Genomic DNA, 17,805 nt, shown 5'->3' with positions numbered 1-17,805 from the left:
CTTTAGGACTTTAGTGCAATACGGGCAAGGTTTTAGGCATTGCGGGACTGGTGCAGCAAAGCTATACACGCGCGGTGTACGCACCCATAGCTCAGCTGGATAGAGCGCTGCCCTCCGAAGGCAGAGGCCGCAGGTTCGAATCCTGCTGGGTGCGCCAACTCTTTGAAAATGCAAGTAAACTGAGCACAACTTTTCAGCTATGCTCAGCCTATATTTACGCAGCGCGTAGTTCCATATGTGGAACGCCGTCGGATGTTTTGGCTTGTGTCACCGCATCCTCATTCAGCACCACATTCACCTGTTTGCGATATGAGCTGAACGCATCGGATGTGACGACATCAACAGGCTGGTCAAAAATGACCGTTACGTACCAATACCCGCCGCTCGCACTGCGCACAGCTTTGAGATGGCCGTCAAACGCGTGACCAAGGTAACGTCCCGTGACCCGCTGTCCAACAAACCATGCGCGTGGCAAGTTTGATTTGGCTTTTGCGCTAAGCGTATTCCAATCACGAAAGCCCCATTGTCGCGCGATGGCTTCAAGCGCCATGCTTTGGGTGATCGGGGTTTGTTTTTCGTTCATCGCAGCGCGAAGTCGTTTTGCCTGCGCTTTAAGAGCGTCAACGTTTGGCACAGCTGCGCCAATTTCTGCTTGTTTCATCGTTCTTTTCCCATTTGATCTATGGGTCACGGCTGCGTCGGGGGTGTTCGCATTGCCACCTGCTTGTGACCAGAAGTCAAAAGGGCGGTATAGTTCGATGTGCTGCATTTACCAAAAGGTCAACCTCGCGAACGGCAGGAGGCAGCGCTCCTTGAAAGCTCACTTAAGTAGACTGTGTTGGTTTGTCTACCCCGCCGCGCAACCAAATGTAGGACAACAAAGTTGAGCCAAGGGCAGGGATCATGAAAAAGAACGTCACCGCAAAGATATAGAGCGAAACGTGCAATGGCAGACTTACCGGATCTCCAACCAATCCACGCTTACGAAGGGTGTTGCGCAGTTTTTCCAAAGCCAGATCATCTTTTAACAACTCCGCGCGGTTTTTCGTTGGTATCGATTGCTCTTGGTGCTTTGGCGTTTGTGTGCCGTGCATCTGTAGATTTAGATACCCTAACATTTTGTCTAGCTCGAAGTGGAAATCATCAATAACTGCGTTGTTTAATGGGCGTTCATACTCTTGCCAAAGGACAGCCCGCGCATTCAGAACACGGGTGATTTTTTTGACAAGCTCATGCGCTACATGGCCGGAATCGAGATGTCTGGGGAGCCTGTCGGAGTTCACAGGACCTACTGCGATACAGATTGTATTTGGTGTATCTGCCGTTTCATGAATTTCAGAGAGCCCGATGCGTAAGCCATCAAAATCCAGAAAAACAAGATCATCGCAGTCCCAAGTTAACGAACGAGATCCTGCATGTTTGGCGATTTTGCTTTGCAAAATCTCATCTGCGAGTTTGTCCAGCGTAAGTTCTGTTGTGTCTTTCAAAACAATTGCTGCAATAGTTGTGCAAGATTTAAATGCCATCTGTCCCTCACCAGTTAATTGCCTGGTAAAGCATATGATTAACGAAGATGGCGGGATTATGTCTTGGGGTGCAATTTGATAAATATAAACGCTTTGGGTTGTATTTGGAGGGCGCGACCGCGATCGCATCCTCCCTCAATATCACACGTCTTCAGCTTATCCTGCGCGTTGTGCTGCATATACAATGGCACGCAAATAATTACCGCTGTCGTTCCAGCTTTTGAGTGCATTGTAGTTTGCGGTGCCTTCACCAAAAGGCTGGCCCGCGCGCCAGCCGTTTTGGCGCAGCATATTTGCTGCCGTGGCCAAAGCATCTACAGCATTATAGGGATCTGTGCGTCCATCGCCATTGCCGTCCACGCGAAAGCGAAGCCAGTTGCCTGCCAAAAACTGCATATGGCCAAGCTCTCCAGAGGGCCCACCACCTTTCTGAGCGGGCACCATGCCAGCATCGATCATCTTCAAAGCGGCGATTGAATGTGACTGGAACTTTGGGTGACGTCGGCAATACGAAGACAAGGTGACCGCGCCGTCAACGATTGGTGTTTTGCCAAGATAACCACCCCAACTTGTCTCTAGACCCCAAATCGTGGCCAAAAGACTGGATGGCACGCCAAATCGTTTCTCTAAAGCTGCAAACGTATTTTTATTGCTGGCGATCTTGTTACGTGTGCGACTGATAAAGGCATCGGCAGAGCCACCTGAGCGTTTAGACAGAAAACGGGCGGGATCGCTTTGTAGTGTTCCAGTTTGATTTCGTGGATTGGATTCAAATCGCCATGTTATGCCAGACAATCTTGCTGCGCCTAACGCGTTCAAACCGCGTTGCCCTATACCCTGTGACTGCGCCAGCCCAGCGAGGGTTTGCTTGTAGTTGTTAAAATTCGCTTTGTTCGTAATGCATTCAGCTGCGCTAGAACTTTGTGCCGCCAATGATAATACGACTGCGGCCAAAAACCGTTTCATAATACTCTCCCAAACCACGCTTATTTGGGTGCTATGTTACCGTTGCATGATTTGGGAGCAATAAAAAACGTTCAAATATATTGTGCCACCAAAATTGTTGCGACCATCACAACAAGTGCGAGGCGACGCAGAAGACCGATTGAGTGGTGCTTCCAACTAAACTTGGCTTTGGTACGTGCGGCATGCTTCATGCTGATCTCTGCGACACGGCGTGCAAATTCAAGCTGACCGCGTTGCCACCCTTCAAATGAAGTGCGCTGAACGGCATCAGGAAGGCGGCCCGCTGATTTTTCATCAATACCACCGCTTTGTCGCGCCATAAGATTGCGAAGCACCCGTTCAATCTCTTTTTGATCAACGGCATAGGCTCCGCCTCTGGGCGAAATAGAATTCATGTTTGGTGCATACGTCATAATTTACCTCTTAAAAGAACTGCTGATGACCTAAGGTTAGCCAAACAATTAGGGCGAGTTTTGTTTCCAAAATGGAATTTGTGCGCCCAAAATGGAGCGATTAAGGCAGTTTTGTCTAAATCATTAACGAAAAAGAGCGCCCCGAAGAGCGCTCTTTTGTAGAAATTTACTGCGAATTAGCAGGAGTAGTACATGCCATACTCAACTGGGTGCGGCGTGTGCTCGTACATTTCGACTTCTTCCATTTTCAGAGCGACATAGCCTTCGATCTGATCTTTGGTGAAGACGTCGCCTTCAAGAAGGAAATCGCCGTTTGCCTGAAGCTCTTCAAGCGCTTCGCGCAAGGAACCACAAACTGTTGGGATATCCGCGAGCTCTTCCGCAGGAAGGTCATAGAGGTTTTTGTCCATCGCTTCGCCGGGATCAATCTTGTTCTTGATGCCGTCAAGGCCCGCCATCAACAGTGCTGCGAAGCACAGGTATGGGTTGGCAGATGGATCTGGGAAACGTGCCTCGACGCGCTTTGCTTTCGGGCTTTCTGTCCATGGGATACGCACACAGCCGGAGCGGTTGCGTGCGGAATACGCACGAAGAACTGGTGCTTCAAAGCCCGGGATCAAACGCTTGTAGCTGTTTGTGGACGGGTTTGTGAAGGCGTTCAGGGCTTTCGCGTGCTTCAGGATGCCGCCGATGAAATACAGCGCTTCCTGTGACAGATCCGCGTATTTGTCGCCTGCGAACAATGGCTTGCCATCTTTCCAGATGGACATGTTCACGTGCATACCTGTGCCGTTGTCGCCGTAAATTGGCTTTGGCATGAATGTTGCGGACTTGCCGTAAGCGTGCGCCACATTGTGGATCACATACTTGTACTTCTGAAGCTCATCGGCCTGCTTTGTGAGGCTGTCAAAGATCAAACCAAGTTCGTGCTGGCAGGATGCAACTTCGTGGTGATGCTTGTCGACCTTCATGCCGAGACGCTTCATCGTGGAGAGCATTTCGCCGCGCAGGTCTTGCGCTTCGTCGATTGGGTTAACTGGGAAGTAACCGCCTTTGACACCAGGGCGGTGACCCATGTTGCCCATTTCGTACTCTGTATCTGTGTTCCAAGCCGCGTCAGTTGCGTCGACCTCGAAGGACACTTTGTTCATCGTGTTTGAGTAGCGCACGTCGTCAAAGAGGAAGAATTCCGCCTCTGGGCCCATGTATGCAACATCACCGATGCCTGATGCTTTGAGATATGCTTCAGCTTTTTGCGCTGTGCCGCGTGGGTCACGCTCATATGCTTCGCCTGTGTCTGGCTCAACGATGGAACAGTGAATGCAAAGCGTTTTCTCAGCGTAGAACGGGTCCAAGTATGTGGACGTCGTGTCTGGCATCAATTTCATGTCGGAGTTTTCGATAGATTTCCAACCCTCGATGGAGGAGCCATCAAACATGAAACCTTCTTCGAGAAAATCTTCGTCAACAAGATCGCAATCAACCGTGACGTGTTGCACTTTACCGCGCGTGTCGGTGAAGCGAATGTCAACGTAAGCAACGTCTTCATCTTTGATTTGTTTTAGAACGGCTTCAATACTCATGGGCCTTCGTCCTTTTTAGTTAAGAGATAGAGTTGGAATAGGGAGTTCAGAGCGCGTCTGAACCGGATTCACCGGTACGGATGCGAATGGCTTGTTCAACCGAGCTGACAAAAATCTTGCCGTCACCGATCTTATCTGTCTTTGCAGCGTTCACGATTGCATCGATTGCTGCGTCAACTTGATCGTCGTCGAGCACAACGTCGATCTTCACCTTGGGAAGGAAGTCCACGACATATTCTGCGCCGCGATAGAGTTCTGTATGACCTTTTTGACGGCCAAAACCCTTCACTTCGATTACGCTCAAACCTTGCACACCCACGTCTTGAAGCGCTTCTTTCACTTCATCGAGCTTGAATGGTTTGATGATTGCTTCGATTTTCTTCATATCTAATCCCTCCCGTTGCACGGCTTGCCACGGTCAGATCATTTTGTGTGAGAAGTCACAAACACAATGCCTTTTTTACGCGCAAACTTCGCGCGTAGATATTATCTGGCGATTGAAAAGTGTGCAGTTCGCACAAAAAATAGGCTAATTAAAAACTGTAAGCCAGATTTCAGTGTTTCGAAGCGTGCTTTTGGGGGCGAAAAGTGGCGCTAGGACTTGCTTTGACAGCCAACTTCGAGCCCGCCTGCATAGATGATATGCGGCGTGTCAAATATGAACTCGATGATTTCCAGCTCTTGCTTATGTACGAGCCTTATGAACTCACCATCTTGTAGCTCGTGCGAAGGAATAAGCGCCTGAGCCGTGCCGTAGATCGCATTTGCGCGCCAGTCGCGGATAAGGATTTCAGTTCCACAGGGCAGGGTTATGTCATGCGAAGGGCGTGTATGACCAAGCGATCCTGCTTTGATTTCTACCGCGTCGCACACGACACGCTTGCGCCGGACGCCAAGCAATTTCACCATTCCCGCATCGCGGGTGATAATGCGATCACCAGGCGCGATATCGCGTGCCAGCAATTCGCCGTCCATCGTAAGAATAATTGTATCTGCGCAAAGACCCGATTGCGCGGAAACAGCCCGCGCGTTTTGATCTTTCGAGGCCTGTTCCTCGTGAATGCGCCGGGCCAGTTTCGGCTCCATTGGCGGTATCCTATGTCTGCTCTGATGGTCATTTTCGACCTTATGGCTGCAAACGTAACGCGTTTTTTTGTGCGCGGCTAGTCTCTTATAAATAGGCGAATCCATGAGCGTTGTATCGCAGTGACACATTGAGATTTGGTAAAGCTGCATTTTCCGCTCGCCATATCTGATTGGCTTTGCTATGAGGCGCTTAAGTGCGGGTGTGGCGGAATTGGTAGACGCACCAGATTTAGGTTCTGGCGCCGCGAGGCGTGGGGGTTCGAGTCCCTTCACCCGCACCATTTCATTCATTTTCAATGTGTTACGTCGTGAAGCTCTTGTTGCGCGTCAGCTTATTGCGCTGGTGCGAATCCAACGATCAATTGCTTCAGGCCAAAGGCTGCGCCACAGAAAATAGCGATCAAGGCCACAGGCGCGCTGTAGGCTAGGACAGAAAACGCAGAAATGCCTTGGCCGACGCTGCATCCAACCGCCAAAATCGCGCCAGGCCCCATCAAGGACGCACCAAGCAATTGACGGCGCAATTCGCGCGGGTCTTCGCAGGCTTCCCAGCGGAAATGCCCTTTAGAATAGGAGCCAAGGATCGCCCCGATCACAACGCCAACGATGGAGCCAACACTGAAGGAGAGCGTGTTCCCAGATGCAGTCATTGAATAATAGATCGTATCGCCAATAGGAGCCGCGAAAGAGTGTGTCTCGATCGGTTCGACCGCAAATCCGTTCTGGGCAATCCAATGTGTTCCGAGCCAGCCCGAAAAAATCGCCAAACCTACGACTGATCCCCAAATGATGTGGGCGTAGGACGCGCGCATTTCTTTTTGCCAAAGCGCTGCACCTAAAAGCGCACCGCCGAATAGCAAACCTGTCACAAGCGGTGGAATTCCAGACCGCTCAAAGAGTTGGGTGAACCCTTGCGGCGATGCTGCGCCGGTTTCAACGGGGAAGGCCCAGACGCGCAAATGTGCAAGCGGACCCGACATCACGAAATATGCGGACAAGCCCATCACAATCACAATAACAAAGGACCTCAGATCGCCGCCGCCGAGCCGTGCAAGTGCGCCGTAGCCGCAATTCCCGCTTAACGCCATTCCATAGCCGAATAGCAAGCCGCCGATAATTGTTGCTAGCGGGCTCCAGTGACGATCAAGATAAGCAGAGGATGTGGCTTCGAAGCCTCCAAACGAGATCGCGATGTGCGTGCTGATAACAGCAACACCAATTGCAATGCCCCACATCCGCAATCGTTTGTCATCTGCGCCGTAGAGACAGTCTTCAATAGCCCCGAGCGTGCAAAAACGCCCAATACGCGCGGCTAGTCCAAGCGCGATGCCCCCGAACAAACCGAACAGGGCGGCGAGATTTGCTTCTCCGAAAAAATCCAACATTTGGCGTTCCCTTTGTCCAAACACTGGCGAGGTGTTTGATCAGTCGTCTCTACAAAACAGGTCGTAGACAACTTCCATGATCTGTTTGGGGCGCTCATCTGTCAAGCTATAGTATATTGTCTTGCCATCGCGACGTGGAGTGACAAGCCCTTCAAGGCGCAAACGCGACAACTGTTGGGACACGGCTGCTTGACGGGTGGACAAAAGTTCTTCCAGCTCGGTCACCGATTTTTCGCCTGTCGCCAAATGGCACAAGATCATCAGTCGACCTTCATGACTAATGGCCTTCAGGAAATTAGACGCAACCTGCGCATTGGTCATCATTTTATCCAGATCTGCCGCACACATATTCTTGTCAAATACGGGTAGGGGCGAGACCGGTGATGTGTCAACTTGGGCTGTCATGTGGTGTGTCATACTTTATTAACTTCTATCTTCCAAGCCAATTTTGGACCGTTCAAGCATCATGGTAAGCAGGCCCCAGAAAAAGTCTTCGCCTGGATAGCCTTCGATCCGATCAAGTTCTTTGCCGTTGTCGACAAGAATAAACGTAGGGGTAAAGTGGACGCGGCGCGCAAATTCAACGTCTGGAACGACACTGTGCACATCAAAACGCTTCAGCGGGGCTGCTGCACCCTCTGCCGTTTTAGGATAGATATGGCCAATCTCTTTGGTCCACTTCGCACACCAATAGCAGCCGTCTTCTTCGGCCATCATCAAATATGTGTCTGCAAATGCCGACGAGGGCACCATAAGAAGTAGGCTTGTAAAAGCTGCTTTGATCAAAACCTGTACCCGCTCATTGACGTCTACGAACGTGAGACATAATCTAATTTTTGAATATTTCAAGTAAAAGGCTATTTTTCGGATGTTTGACGTTTCTTTTTTTGGCGCGGCGTTCGCAGGGCTTTTGTCATTCTTGTCACCCTGCATCTTGCCAATCGTTCCGTTCTATTTGAGTTATCTCGCGGGCGTTGGAATGAACCAGATTGCAGCAGATGCCGAAGTGTCGCCCCAGGTGCGTCTACGCGCGTTCCTTGCGGCGTGTTGTTTCGCACTAGGTGTGATCACTGTCTTTATGGGGCTCGGAGCGACTGCGACAGTCTTTGGCCAGATGGTGCGCGAGTATTTCGATATTCTACGCTGGATTGCGGCGGCGATTATTATTGCGATGGGTTTACACTTCTTAGGTGTGCTCAAGATCGGCATTTTGTACCGTCAATTCCGAGCTGATGCTGGAAGCACAACGAATGTCGGCTTTGTTGGTGCGTATGTCATCGGACTTGCGTTTGCATTTGGCTGGACGCCTTGTGTCGGGCCTGTTCTTGCAGCGATTCTGTTTACGGCTGCTGGGCAGGAAAGTGCCGGGCAGGGCGCGGTCCTGCTATTTGCATACGGAACCGGGATGACATTGCCGTTCGTCATCGCAGCGCTCTTTATCGGCCCGTTCATGAAGTTCATGGCGCGATTCCGCCGCCACCTGGGGCTTATCGAAAAACTCATGGGCGCGTTGTTAATCGTGTTTGGTCTGCTTATTGCGACCAATACCATCAATATTATTGCCCAGTGGATGTTGGAAAATGTCCCATGGTTTAGCACCATTGGTTAAAGAGGAGATACGACGATGCTAAGATTTTTAACACTCGCATTTTGCGCACTATTTGCGGCAACGACACTGGCTGCGGAGATTGGTGATGATGGTCTGCACAAAGCGCCTTGGATGCGAGATACCTTCAAAGATTTGAGCGAGGATCTTGAGGAAGCCAACGCTGAGGGCAAACGGCTGATGATCATCGTTGAGCAGCGTGGCTGCATTTACTGCAAGAAAATGCACGAGGAAGTCTTCTCAGTTCCTGAAGTCCGTGACTACATCGAAGAGAACTTTTTCGTCGTTCAAATCAATATGTTCGGTGACGTTGAAGTAACTGATTTTGACGGTACCACGATGGCTGAAAAAGACATGGTAAAGCGCTGGGGCGCATTGTTTACGCCAAGCATTTATTTCTTCCCGACCGAAGTTGCGGAAGACGCCATGGCGACGCAAGCGGCGGCTGCAAATATGCCCGGTGCGTTTGGGAAATGGACAACGCTCAACATGCTCACTTGGGTGGTCGAAGAAGGCTATAATAGTGACGAACCTTTCCAGAAGTACCACGCACGTAAATTTACGGAGCAAAAGGGTTAATGCGTAAGTGCGCTTCGAGAGTAGTCAAATCTAAAAATTCAATTAGTTGAATTTGTTCTTGCCATCTCGGAATTGTGTGCATTAGTGTACAGGAACAATAAGGGAGGCCACATGAAAATTCTGGCAACAAGCGCAGCGCTGGCTGCGGTTCTAGCGACGAGTGTTGCGGCGGAGATGATTGCGCCGTCCGACGTCAAGTATGAAGACGGATCTGTTGCGATGTCGCTGAGCGGAAAAGCTGGTGACGCTGCTGAAGGCGAAAAGATCATGAACAAAGGTGCGGGTAACTGCATCGCGTGTCATCAGATCTCATCGCTCGACTACCTGTCCTTTCAAGGTGAGATCGGGCCAGCACTAGATGGTGCTGCTGATCGCTGGACAGAGGCAGAGCTGCGCGGGATCGTCGCGAATGCGAAAATCATGTTCGAAGGCACAATGATGCCATCGTTCTATAAAACAGAAGGCTTCACACGCCTTGGCGATGCCTACACAGGCAAAGCGCATCCTGGAAACCCTGAGCCACTTCTCACTGCACAGCAGGTCGAAGACGTGGTGGCATATTTGACGACGCTTAAAGAATAAGCGCGCTACGACTTAGGAGAGAATGATGAAACTCACACGACGTAATATGATTGCGATCAGTTCGGGTGCTGCGGTTGCGGCAAGCTTTGGCGCGATGCCAGCGTTTGCTTCGCTTACAGACGACGCGATTGCTGAGTTTACTGGCGGCGCAGACGTGGGCGAGGGTGCTTTGTCCCTGACAGCGCCGGAAATCGCGGAGAACGGCAACACAGTTCCAGTCTCGTTTGACGCGCCTGGTGCGGTATCTGTGATGCTGCTTGCTGCTGGCAACCCAACACCAAAGGTCGCGAGCTTCAACTTTGGTAAGCTTAACCCATCCCACAGCGCGTCCACGCGTATCCGCCTTGCGGGCACACAGGATGTCATCGCGGTTGCTAAAATGGAAGACGGTTCCTTCCAGAAGGCGCAAGCGAACGTAAAAGTAACAATCGGCGGCTGCGGCGGCTAAGCGAATAGACGAGGAGAAATAAGATGGCATCAGGTGTAAAACCCCGCGTCAAAGTCCCAAAAAAGGCGTCTGCCGGGGAAACGATCACGATCAAAACTTTGATCAGCCACAAGATGGAAAGCGGTCAGCGCAAAGACGGCGACGGTAACGTGATCCCACGTTCCATCATCAACCGTTTCACAGCTGATTTTAACGGCGAAAACGTCATTGACGTGACGCTAGAGCCAGCGATCTCGACCAATCCGTATTTTCAGTTCGATTCTGTTGTACCAGAAAGTGGCGACTTCAAGTTCACTTGGTATGACGACGATGGCTCTGTCTACGAAGAGATGAAATCTATCACAGTGGGCTAACGCGTCAGCGTCAGGGAGGAAAAATGAAAAATACGTTTAACCTAAAAACAGCTTTCGCGTGCGTCGTTGCGGCAGGGATAGCGTCTACTGCGTTTGCGGACGCAGATGACGATAAGCTTACTGTCAATGGTGAAATAGAAATGGTCACAGAAGCCAGTGCGCCTGCGCATTTGGAAAATGTTGACACGATCTATTCTGGCTGGCGTTTTCGGTCTGATGAAACACAAGCGTTTCAAATGGACGACTTTGACAACCCCGGCATGATCGGCGTTGAAAAGGCGAGCGCAAACTGGGATGCCGTTGACGGATCCGAAGGTAAGTCTTGCGCAAGCTGTCACGGTGCTGCTGAGGACATGGCGGGCGTGCGTCCGGTCTATCCAAAGTACAACGAAGAGATGGGCAAAGTTACCACGCTCGCGATGGAAGTTAACAACTGCCGTACAGAACGTATGGGTGCTGAAAAGTGGAAATACACTGGCGGCGCTATGACGGACATGATGGCGTTGATCTCTTCTGTATCTCGCGGCATGCCTGTGAACGTTGCGATCGACGGTCCTGCACAGTCTACGTGGGAGCAGGGCAAAGAGCTCTACTACGAGCGTACGGGTCAGCTTGAGCTGTCTTGCGCAAACTGCCACGAAGACAGCTATGGCATGATGATCCGTGCGGATCACCTCAGCCAAGGTCAGATCAACGGTTTTCCAACATACCGTTTGAAAAACACCAAGCTGAACTCTGTGCACGCGCGTTTCAAAGGGTGTGTACGTGATACACGCGCCGAGACGTACAAGCCGGGTTCAGATGAGTTCGTCGCACTTGAGCTTTATGTCGCGTCCCGCGGCAACGGTTTGAGCGTCGAAGGACCCTCTGTCCGAAACTAAATCATAGTGAACCCCGCGCCTTAATGGTGCGGGGTTTTCTTTCTTTATCGCATTCAATTATGCGCATATGTATTAAGGACTAAGTAAACCATGATAAATCGTCGCGATTTTCTTCAGGTCAGCATGGCAGCTTCCGCGCTTGTCGGTGCGTCTGGTTTTGGTAACTGGGCGCGTTTGGGCGCGCAGCAAAGCCTTAGCCAAGATCAGCTTCTTGAGTTTGAAACCTTTGGAAACGTCTCCCTGATCCACGTCACGGATATTCATGGCCAGCTTAAGCCTATTCACTTCCGCGAACCTTCAATCAATATCGGCGTTGGTGGTAACAAAGGTGTTGTCCCTCACATCACAGGTGCGGATTTCCGTAAAGCCTACGGTATCGCTGATGGCTCTCCGAGCCACTATGCACTCAGCTCTGGCGATTTTTCCGCGCTGGCGCAGGCCTATGGTCGGGTTGGCGGGCTAGATCGCGTCGCGACTGTTATCAATGCAATCCGCGCTGATCGTCCTGACGCGATTCTGCTTGACGGTGGTGATACATGGCATGGGTCTTACACGTGCCATAAGACAGCCGGTCAGGACATGGTCAACGTCATGAACGCGCTGAAGCCAGATGCGATGACATTCCACTGGGAATTCACGCTGGGCAGCGAGCGCGTTAACGAAATTGTTGAAGGCCTGCCATTTGCAGCCCTTGGTCAGAACATCTTTGATGCAGAGTGGGATGAACCTGCTGAGATGTTCAAACCCTACCAAATGTTTGAGCGCGGTGGCACCAAGATCGCCGTGATCGGTCAGGCGTTCCCTTATATGCCGATTGCGAATCCCGGATGGATGTTCCCTGAGTACTCCTTTGGTATTCGCGACGAGAACATGAACGCGATGGTGCAAGAAGTCCGTGCCGCAGGTGCTGAATGTGTTGTCGTACTCAGCCACAATGGTTTTGACGTCGACAAGAAGATGGCAAGCGTTGTACCGGGCATTGATGTGATTTTGTCTGGCCACACGCATGATGCTTTGCCTGAGCCAGTTGTTGTGGGTGAGACGATCATCCTGCCATCAGGCTCAAACGGTAAGTTTGTCAGCCGCGTTGATCTTGATATTCGCGATGGTCGCATGATGGGCTACCGCACAAAGCTCATCCCGATCTTCTCTGACGTGATCGAGCCAGACAAAGAGGTCGCAGCGCTTATCGATGAGCAACGCGCGCCTTATGAGGCTGAAATGTCAGAAGTCATCGGCAAAACCGATAGCCTTTTGTATCGACGTGGTAATTTCAATGGCACATGGGACGATGTGATTTGTGACGCTTTGCTGTCTGAGCGTGACGCAGAGATCGCGCTGAGCCCGGGTGTGCGTTGGGGGCCATCTATGGTGCCCGGTCAGGACATCACACGCGAGGACATCTTTGGTGTAACCTCCATGAGCTACGGCGAGGCATACCGCACTGAAATGACAGGTGAATTCCTTCAAGTCATTCTCGAGGATGTGGCCGACAATATCTTTAACCCAGACCCCTATTACCAACAGGGTGGAGACATGGTGCGTACGGGTGGCCTTGGCTACCGCATTGATGTGTCCAAGCCGCAAGGGGAGCGCATCTCGAATATGACGCTGCTCAGCACGGGTGAGTTGATTGATCCTGCGCGCTCTTACGTGGTCGCGGGTTGGGCGTCTGTCAACGAGGGCACTGAAGGGCCGCAAATTTGGGACGTGGTGGAAAGCCATATCGCAAAGCTTGGTACGGTCACAGTTGAAGAAAATAACAGCGTCGAAGTCGTCGGCGTATAATCGAAACAAAAAGAGAGAGTTTGAGACATGGACGAGATGCATAAACCCTCACGTCGCGCGTTTTTACGCGGAGGTGCTGCGATCGCGGCGGGTACCGTTGCGGGAGGTGCTTCTGCACAAAGCGCAGACCCACTGATCACAGATGTACAAGAATGGGCTTCGATCACGGGCGTAGGCGTTGATGAAACACCCTACGGCATGCCGATTGAGTTTGAATCCCACGTGGTGCGCCGCAATGTGGAGTGGCTAACGGCCTCACCAATTTCGTCGATCAACTTCACACCAATCCACGCGCTTGAGGGCACGATCACACCACAAGGCTGTGCTTTTGAGCGTCACCACTCTGGTGCGATCGAAATGCGAAAAGAAGATTATCGTTTGATGATCAATGGCTTGGTGGACAAACCTCTTGTGTTTACCTACGCTGATCTTGAGCGTTTGCCGCGCGAGAACCATGTGTATTTCTGCGAATGTGCAGCGAATACAGGTATGGAATGGGCCGGTGCCCAGCTCAATGGCGTGCAGTTCACGCACGGCATGATCCACAACATGGAATACACAGGCGTTCCGCTGCGGACATTGCTGAATGAAGCGGGTCTTGGCGCTGCTGGTGATCTCAAAGACAAATGGGTCTATGTCGAGGGTGCAGATGCATCGTCCAACGGACGTTCCATTCCGATGGAAAAAGCGCTTGATGACGTGCTCGTCGCGTTCAAAGCCAACGGCGAAGCGCTGCGCATGGAGCACGGCTACCCTGTGCGTCTTGTTGTGCCCGGTTGGGAAGGCAACATGTGGGTCAAGTGGCTGCGCCGCGTTGAAGTGTCTGACAGCCCGACTGAAAGCCGCGAAGAGACGTCAAAATACACTGACGTGCTTGAGGACGGAACCGCGCGCAAGTGGACATGGGTGATGGATGCCAAATCTGTCATTACATCACCAAGCCCGCAGATGCCGATTACGCATGGCAAAGGTCCTTTGGTGATCTCCGGTCTCGCATGGTCCGGTCATGGCCAGATTACCCGCGTTGATGTGTCTAAAGATGGCGGCATCACTTGGGAAACTGCACGACTTGGCAAGCAGGGCGACACCAAAGCGCTGACGCGTTTCTACCATGACGTGGATTGGGACGGCGCGCCAATGCTGTTGCAAGCCCGTGCAATGGATGAAACCGGCTATGTCCAGCCGACAAAAGAACAGCTGCGCGACACGCGTGGCGAAAACTCCGTATATCACAACAACTGTATCCAAACTTGGTACGTGAACGCAGAAGGGATCGCTGAGAATGTCGAAGTCTCCTAATATTTTACTCCCAGCCCTTGGCGTAACAGGCATTGTCCTTGGCGGTGCCTACGGTGTGATGACACGCGGCTACAAAGCGGATGAGGCCGAACTGGCGCGTGCACAAGCGCAAGCTGCCCAAGCGCAGTTGGTTGAGCAACAAGCGATGGCAAGTGATCTCAAAACGCAGATTGCTTTGGTGCAAGACACGGCGAAAGCCAAGATTGCAGAGCTTGAAGCGCGTCCAGCGGTAAGCGCATCTTTGACCGCGCCTGCGCCTGAGCGCGACGGTGCTTTTGGTCTTGGTCGTGTGGCTTTGCCAGAAGAAATCGCAGCGTGGGACGTTGACGTTCTTCCAGATGGGCGCGGCTTGCCTGTGGGAACAGGGAATGCCTATGACGGCGAAGAACTGTTTGCCGATAAATGCGCGGCTTGTCATGGTGACTTCGCAGAAGGTGTGGATAACTGGCCTGTTTTGGCAGGTGGTTTCGATACGCTTGGCGATGAAGATCCTGTCAAAACAGTTGGATCTTACTGGCCGCATCTTTCAACGGTTTATGACTATGTCTATCGCTCCATGCCATTTGGCGAAGCGGGTACGCTTAGCCCGGATGAGACCTATGCCATCGTTGCCTACATTCTCTATTCCAACGATCTGATCGATGATGAGTTCGAGCTTACCAACGAAAACCTTGGTGCGTTTGAGATGCCAAACAAAGATGGTTTCGTAATCGATGATCGTCCTGAAACGGAATACGCAGCCTGGAGCACCGAGCCTTGCATGAGCAATTGTAAGGAAGAAGTGACCGTTACAATGCGTTCGGTCTTTTTGGTGAACACACCTGAAGATGGTGGTTCTGAATCTGTGATGAACAACGCAACTGTTGACGGGCTACCAAGCTTTAGCGCATCTGGTGCGGCGTTTATTCCAGAGCCTGAAGCAAAGCCGGAGGCAGAGGTTCAAGTGGCTGCTGTTGAAGCGCCTGTTGATGAGGGTGCTGCATTGATCAAGGCAGGTGAGAAGGTCTTTAAGAAGTGCAAGGCCTGCCACGAAGTCGGCAACAACGCGAAAAACAAGTCTGGACCACAGCTTAATGCGCTTATGGGCCGCACAATCGGAGGCATCGACGGGTTTAAGTACTCCAACGCCTTCAACGCGGCTGCCGAAGAAGGCCGTGTTTGGGATGAAGCGTCATTGAGTGAATTTCTTGCTAAGCCAAAAGCTTACATGAAGGGCACCAAGATGAGCTTCTCTGGATTGAAGAAAGAGAAAGATCTGGAGGCGATCACTGCTTATCTAGCGAGCTTTTCGGAATGACGCATAAGCTTGTAACCTTTCTACCTGCTGCTCTGTTCGCACTTTGTGCGGCCGGAGCAGTTGGCGCGGAAGTTATTGGAGATGCAGAAGCGGGTGCGAAGGTCTTCAAGAAGTGCGCGGCCTGTCATCAGGTTGGCAGTGGTGCAGTTGATAAAGTTGGTCCACATTTGAACGGTGTCTTTGGCAGTGCTGCGGGCGGGCATGAGGGGTATCGATACTCCAAGTCCATGGTCAGCGCAGGTGAAGATGGGCTGATTTGGACCGCAGAAACGCTTGACGCGTTCCTTGAGAAACCCAAGTCTGTCGTCCCTAAAACAAGAATGAGTTTTCGCGGGCTGAAAAAGCCTGAGGACCGTGCAAACCTATTGGCATATTTGCGCACGTTCTCGGACAATCCCGCGGATATTCCAGAAGCAGAGCCTACAGCGATCGGAACAGATCACGATCTTGATCCAGCTATCTTAGCGCTGGAGGGAGACCCTGATTACGGTGAATACCTCGCGAGCGAATGTCTGACGTGTCACCAATCTGATGGAACATCCGATGGCATCCCGTCGATCACACTTTGGGAAACCGAAGATTTCGTAGTCGCAATGCACGCATATAAACGTAAGATCAGACCACATCCTGTGATGCAAATGCTCGCAGGCCGTCTGAACGACGAAGAGATCGCAGCTTTGGCTGCGTATTTTAAGACCCTCGAAGAATAGGGCATAAAACTGGGAGAGAAATATTATGTCTATCAACAGAAGAATGTTCCTTGGAACATCCGCAGCTGCGGCAGCCGTTCTTGCGGCACCGATGGTGAAAGCGGACGGTCACGGCAAGCCTCGGGTTGTTGTTGTCGGTGGTGGTGCAGGCGGCGCAACAGCGGCACGCTACATTGCCAAGGACAGCAAAGGCGAGATTGACGTAACGCTGATCGAACCGTCCCGCATGTATTACACTTGCTTCTTCTCGAACCTCTACCTCGGTGGATTTAAAGAGATCGAAGATATCGGCCATTCCTATGGCACGCTCGCATCTGGCGGTGTGAATGTTGTGCATGATTGGGCCATTGGCGTTGATCGCGATGCAAAAACAGTCGCTCTCGCGGGTGGTGGTTCCGTTGCATATGACAAATTGATCCTGAGCCCAGGTATCGACTTTGTTGAAGGTGCCGTAGAGGGCTGGGATCTGAGCGCGCAAAACGCGATGCCCCACGCTTACAAAGCTGGTTCACAGTCTGAACTGTTGAAAGCACAGCTGATGGCGATGCCGGAAGGCGGTACATTTGCAATGGTTGCGCCACCAAACCCATACCGTTGCCCTCCTGGCCCATACGAGCGGGTGTCGATGGTTGCGCACTTCCTCAAGAACAACAATCCAACGGCGAAAATCATCGTTGCTGACCCTAAGCCGAAGTTCTCCAAAATGGCGCTCTTCCAAGAGGGTTGGGCAGACAACTATGATGGCATGGTTGACTGGATCGGATCTGACTTCGGTGGTGACAACGTTTCTGTTGATCCAAACGCGATGACAGTGACAATCGACGGCGAAATCACCAACGTTGATGTATGTAACGTGATCCCTGCGATGAAAGCAGGCCGCATTGCGGAGCTTGCGGGCGTTACAGATGGCAACTGGGCACCAGTCAACGCGATCGACATGTCCACGAAAGCGGACCCAGATGTCTATGTTCTCGGCGATGCGTCCCAACAGGGCGATATGCCAAAGTCCGGCTATTCTGCGAACAGCCAAGCGAAGGTTTGTGCGAACGCAGTGCGCGGTGCTTTGACAGGTTCCAAAGTGTTCCCTGCGAAGTTCTCAAACACATGCTGGTCACTGATCGACACAAACAACGGTGTCAAAGTCGGCGCGACATATGAAGCGACGGACGAAAAGATTGCAAAGGTCGACGGCTTTATCTCTGCAACAGGTGAAAGCGCAGAACTGCGCAAGGCAACCTATGAAGAGTCTGAAGGCTGGTACACAGGCATTACGTCTGACATGTTCGGCTAAACAATACTGGTC

The 17,805-nt window shown here is 51.7% G+C and carries 21 protein-coding genes and 2 tRNA genes; 13 read left to right on the top strand and 10 right to left on the bottom strand.

The genetic code is table 11. From position 1 onward, the window contains the following. Positions 1-80 precede the first annotated feature (80 nt). Positions 81-157, top strand: a tRNA-Arg gene (locus tag ACTG3Z_RS09020). 57 nt (positions 158-214) lie between these two features. Here the strand turns inward: ACTG3Z_RS09020 and ACTG3Z_RS09015 are convergent. The 7 genes from ACTG3Z_RS09015 to ACTG3Z_RS08985 form a co-directional block, all read right to left on the bottom strand. Further along, complete coding sequence (locus ACTG3Z_RS09015; RefSeq protein WP_375265823.1) at positions 215-661, bottom strand: glyoxalase superfamily protein; 447 nt, start codon at positions 659-661, stop codon at positions 215-217. Positions 662-824: 163 nt separating this feature from the next. Beyond that, positions 825-1,526, bottom strand: a complete 702-nt coding sequence (locus ACTG3Z_RS09010; RefSeq protein ID WP_439142655.1) for a hypothetical protein — start codon at positions 1,524-1,526, stop codon at positions 825-827. A 156-nt stretch (positions 1,527-1,682) separates the two neighbouring features. Further along, positions 1,683-2,492, bottom strand: coding sequence for a lytic murein transglycosylase (locus ACTG3Z_RS09005; RefSeq protein WP_375265825.1), 810 nt, complete (start codon positions 2,490-2,492; stop codon positions 1,683-1,685). A 71-nt stretch (positions 2,493-2,563) separates the two neighbouring features. Beyond that, entirely contained in the window at positions 2,564-2,905 is a 342-nt protein-coding gene (locus ACTG3Z_RS09000; RefSeq protein WP_439142654.1) for a hypothetical protein, read from the bottom strand. Between the two features lie 176 nt (positions 2,906-3,081). Further along, on the bottom strand, positions 3,082-4,488 hold the full coding sequence (glnA, locus tag ACTG3Z_RS08995) for a type I glutamate--ammonia ligase (protein ID WP_375265827.1): 1,407 nt from the start codon (positions 4,486-4,488) through the stop codon (positions 3,082-3,084). A gap of 46 nt (positions 4,489-4,534) precedes the next feature. Then, positions 4,535-4,873, bottom strand: a complete 339-nt coding sequence (locus ACTG3Z_RS08990) for a P-II family nitrogen regulator (protein ID WP_375265828.1) — start codon at positions 4,871-4,873, stop codon at positions 4,535-4,537. A 209-nt stretch (positions 4,874-5,082) separates the two neighbouring features. Further along, positions 5,083-5,574 (bottom strand): Hint domain-containing protein, encoded by a 492-nt coding sequence (locus ACTG3Z_RS08985; RefSeq protein WP_375265829.1) that lies wholly within the window; start codon positions 5,572-5,574, stop codon positions 5,083-5,085. A gap of 196 nt (positions 5,575-5,770) precedes the next feature. On the opposite strand from ACTG3Z_RS08985, the gene ACTG3Z_RS08980 reads away from it, so the two are divergent. Next, positions 5,771-5,855 (top strand) — tRNA-Leu (locus tag ACTG3Z_RS08980). Positions 5,856-5,906: 51 nt separating this feature from the next. Here ACTG3Z_RS08980 and ACTG3Z_RS08975 read toward each other — a convergent pair. From ACTG3Z_RS08975 to ACTG3Z_RS08965, 3 genes are read right to left on the bottom strand one after another with little or no spacing between them, the layout of a single operon-like run. Further along, positions 5,907-6,959, bottom strand: a complete 1,053-nt coding sequence (locus tag ACTG3Z_RS08975) for a YeeE/YedE family protein (RefSeq protein WP_375265830.1) — start codon at positions 6,957-6,959, stop codon at positions 5,907-5,909. A gap of 39 nt (positions 6,960-6,998) precedes the next feature. Beyond that, positions 6,999-7,364, bottom strand: a complete 366-nt coding sequence (locus tag ACTG3Z_RS08970) for an ArsR/SmtB family transcription factor (protein ID WP_375265831.1) — start codon at positions 7,362-7,364, stop codon at positions 6,999-7,001. A gap of 18 nt (positions 7,365-7,382) precedes the next feature. Beyond that, on the bottom strand, positions 7,383-7,712 hold the full coding sequence (locus ACTG3Z_RS08965) for a hypothetical protein (RefSeq protein WP_439142653.1): 330 nt from the start codon (positions 7,710-7,712) through the stop codon (positions 7,383-7,385). Between the two features lie 115 nt (positions 7,713-7,827). Here ACTG3Z_RS08965 and ACTG3Z_RS08960 point away from each other — a divergent pair, with 115 nt between their 5' ends. The 11 genes from ACTG3Z_RS08960 (at position 7,828) to ACTG3Z_RS08910 (ending at position 17,793) form a co-directional block, all read left to right on the top strand. Beyond that, a complete protein-coding gene (locus tag ACTG3Z_RS08960) occupies positions 7,828-8,568 on the top strand; it encodes a cytochrome c biogenesis CcdA family protein (protein WP_439142652.1) in 741 nt (246 codons plus the stop codon). A gap of 15 nt (positions 8,569-8,583) precedes the next feature. Then, positions 8,584-9,144, top strand: a complete 561-nt coding sequence (locus ACTG3Z_RS08955; RefSeq protein ID WP_439142651.1) for a SoxW family protein — start codon at positions 8,584-8,586, stop codon at positions 9,142-9,144. Between the two features lie 111 nt (positions 9,145-9,255). Next, positions 9,256-9,726 (top strand): sulfur oxidation c-type cytochrome SoxX, encoded by a 471-nt coding sequence (soxX, locus tag ACTG3Z_RS08950; protein WP_375267099.1) that lies wholly within the window; start codon positions 9,256-9,258, stop codon positions 9,724-9,726. 25 nt (positions 9,727-9,751) lie between these two features. Then, positions 9,752-10,174, top strand: a complete 423-nt coding sequence (soxY, locus tag ACTG3Z_RS08945) for a thiosulfate oxidation carrier protein SoxY (protein ID WP_375267100.1) — start codon at positions 9,752-9,754, stop codon at positions 10,172-10,174. Positions 10,175-10,197: 23 nt separating this feature from the next. Further along, positions 10,198-10,527 (top strand): thiosulfate oxidation carrier complex protein SoxZ, encoded by a 330-nt coding sequence (gene soxZ, locus ACTG3Z_RS08940; protein WP_375267101.1) that lies wholly within the window; start codon positions 10,198-10,200, stop codon positions 10,525-10,527. 23 nt (positions 10,528-10,550) lie between these two features. After that, entirely contained in the window at positions 10,551-11,408 is an 858-nt protein-coding gene (gene soxA, locus ACTG3Z_RS08935; RefSeq protein WP_375267102.1) for a sulfur oxidation c-type cytochrome SoxA, read from the top strand. A 90-nt stretch (positions 11,409-11,498) separates the two neighbouring features. After that, positions 11,499-13,196, top strand: a complete 1,698-nt coding sequence (gene soxB, locus ACTG3Z_RS08930; protein ID WP_439142650.1) for a thiosulfohydrolase SoxB — start codon at positions 11,499-11,501, stop codon at positions 13,194-13,196. 27 nt (positions 13,197-13,223) lie between these two features. After that, positions 13,224-14,495: a sulfite dehydrogenase gene (gene soxC / locus ACTG3Z_RS08925; RefSeq protein ID WP_439142649.1), complete on the top strand. Its 1,272-nt coding sequence runs from the start codon at positions 13,224-13,226 to the stop codon at positions 14,493-14,495. Then, on the top strand, positions 14,479-15,792 hold the full coding sequence (locus tag ACTG3Z_RS08920) for a c-type cytochrome (protein ID WP_439142647.1): 1,314 nt from the start codon (positions 14,479-14,481) through the stop codon (positions 15,790-15,792). The genes soxC and ACTG3Z_RS08920 overlap by 17 nt, the downstream gene beginning before the upstream one ends. Then, complete coding sequence (locus ACTG3Z_RS08915) at positions 15,789-16,502, top strand: c-type cytochrome (protein WP_439142645.1); 714 nt, start codon at positions 15,789-15,791, stop codon at positions 16,500-16,502. Before ACTG3Z_RS08920 ends, ACTG3Z_RS08915 begins: the two co-directional genes overlap by 4 nt. 25 nt (positions 16,503-16,527) lie before the next feature. Beyond that, positions 16,528-17,793 (top strand): NAD(P)/FAD-dependent oxidoreductase, encoded by a 1,266-nt coding sequence (locus tag ACTG3Z_RS08910; protein WP_439142644.1) that lies wholly within the window; start codon positions 16,528-16,530, stop codon positions 17,791-17,793. Positions 17,794-17,805 lie beyond the last annotated feature (12 nt).

Source organism: Planktotalea sp. (assembly GCF_965659345.1).
Taxonomy (GTDB): domain Bacteria; phylum Pseudomonadota; class Alphaproteobacteria; order Rhodobacterales; family Rhodobacteraceae; genus Planktotalea.
The sequence above is the reverse complement of the archived record's forward strand: the minus strand, read 5'-3'. Positions and strand labels throughout refer to the sequence as shown.

Coding starts and splice junctions, on each gene's coding strand:
- ACTG3Z_RS09015 (WP_375265823.1), bottom strand. CDS start 661: ATGAAACAAGCAGAAATTGGCGCAGCTGTGCCAAACGTTGACGCTCTT.
- ACTG3Z_RS09010 (WP_439142655.1), bottom strand. CDS start 1,526: ATGGCATTTAAATCTTGCACAACTATTGCAGCAATTGTTTTGAAAGAC.
- ACTG3Z_RS09005 (WP_375265825.1), bottom strand. CDS start 2,492: ATGAAACGGTTTTTGGCCGCAGTCGTATTATCATTGGCGGCACAAAGT.
- ACTG3Z_RS09000 (WP_439142654.1), bottom strand. CDS start 2,905: ATGACGTATGCACCAAACATGAATTCTATTTCGCCCAGAGGCGGAGCC.
- glnA (WP_375265827.1), bottom strand. CDS start 4,488: ATGAGTATTGAAGCCGTTCTAAAACAAATCAAAGATGAAGACGTTGCT.
- ACTG3Z_RS08990 (WP_375265828.1), bottom strand. CDS start 4,873: ATGAAGAAAATCGAAGCAATCATCAAACCATTCAAGCTCGATGAAGTG.
- ACTG3Z_RS08985 (WP_375265829.1), bottom strand. CDS start 5,574: ATGGAGCCGAAACTGGCCCGGCGCATTCACGAGGAACAGGCCTCGAAA.
- ACTG3Z_RS08975 (WP_375265830.1), bottom strand. CDS start 6,959: ATGTTGGATTTTTTCGGAGAAGCAAATCTCGCCGCCCTGTTCGGTTTG.
- ACTG3Z_RS08970 (WP_375265831.1), bottom strand. CDS start 7,364: ATGACAGCCCAAGTTGACACATCACCGGTCTCGCCCCTACCCGTATTT.
- ACTG3Z_RS08965 (WP_439142653.1), bottom strand. CDS start 7,712: ATGGTGCCCTCGTCGGCATTTGCAGACACATATTTGATGATGGCCGAA.
- ACTG3Z_RS08960 (WP_439142652.1), top strand. CDS start 7,828: ATGTTTGACGTTTCTTTTTTTGGCGCGGCGTTCGCAGGGCTTTTGTCA.
- ACTG3Z_RS08955 (WP_439142651.1), top strand. CDS start 8,584: ATGCTAAGATTTTTAACACTCGCATTTTGCGCACTATTTGCGGCAACG.
- soxX (WP_375267099.1), top strand. CDS start 9,256: ATGAAAATTCTGGCAACAAGCGCAGCGCTGGCTGCGGTTCTAGCGACG.
- soxY (WP_375267100.1), top strand. CDS start 9,752: ATGAAACTCACACGACGTAATATGATTGCGATCAGTTCGGGTGCTGCG.
- soxZ (WP_375267101.1), top strand. CDS start 10,198: ATGGCATCAGGTGTAAAACCCCGCGTCAAAGTCCCAAAAAAGGCGTCT.
- soxA (WP_375267102.1), top strand. CDS start 10,551: ATGAAAAATACGTTTAACCTAAAAACAGCTTTCGCGTGCGTCGTTGCG.
- soxB (WP_439142650.1), top strand. CDS start 11,499: ATGATAAATCGTCGCGATTTTCTTCAGGTCAGCATGGCAGCTTCCGCG.
- soxC (WP_439142649.1), top strand. CDS start 13,224: ATGGACGAGATGCATAAACCCTCACGTCGCGCGTTTTTACGCGGAGGT.
- ACTG3Z_RS08920 (WP_439142647.1), top strand. CDS start 14,479: ATGTCGAAGTCTCCTAATATTTTACTCCCAGCCCTTGGCGTAACAGGC.
- ACTG3Z_RS08915 (WP_439142645.1), top strand. CDS start 15,789: ATGACGCATAAGCTTGTAACCTTTCTACCTGCTGCTCTGTTCGCACTT.
- ACTG3Z_RS08910 (WP_439142644.1), top strand. CDS start 16,528: ATGTCTATCAACAGAAGAATGTTCCTTGGAACATCCGCAGCTGCGGCA.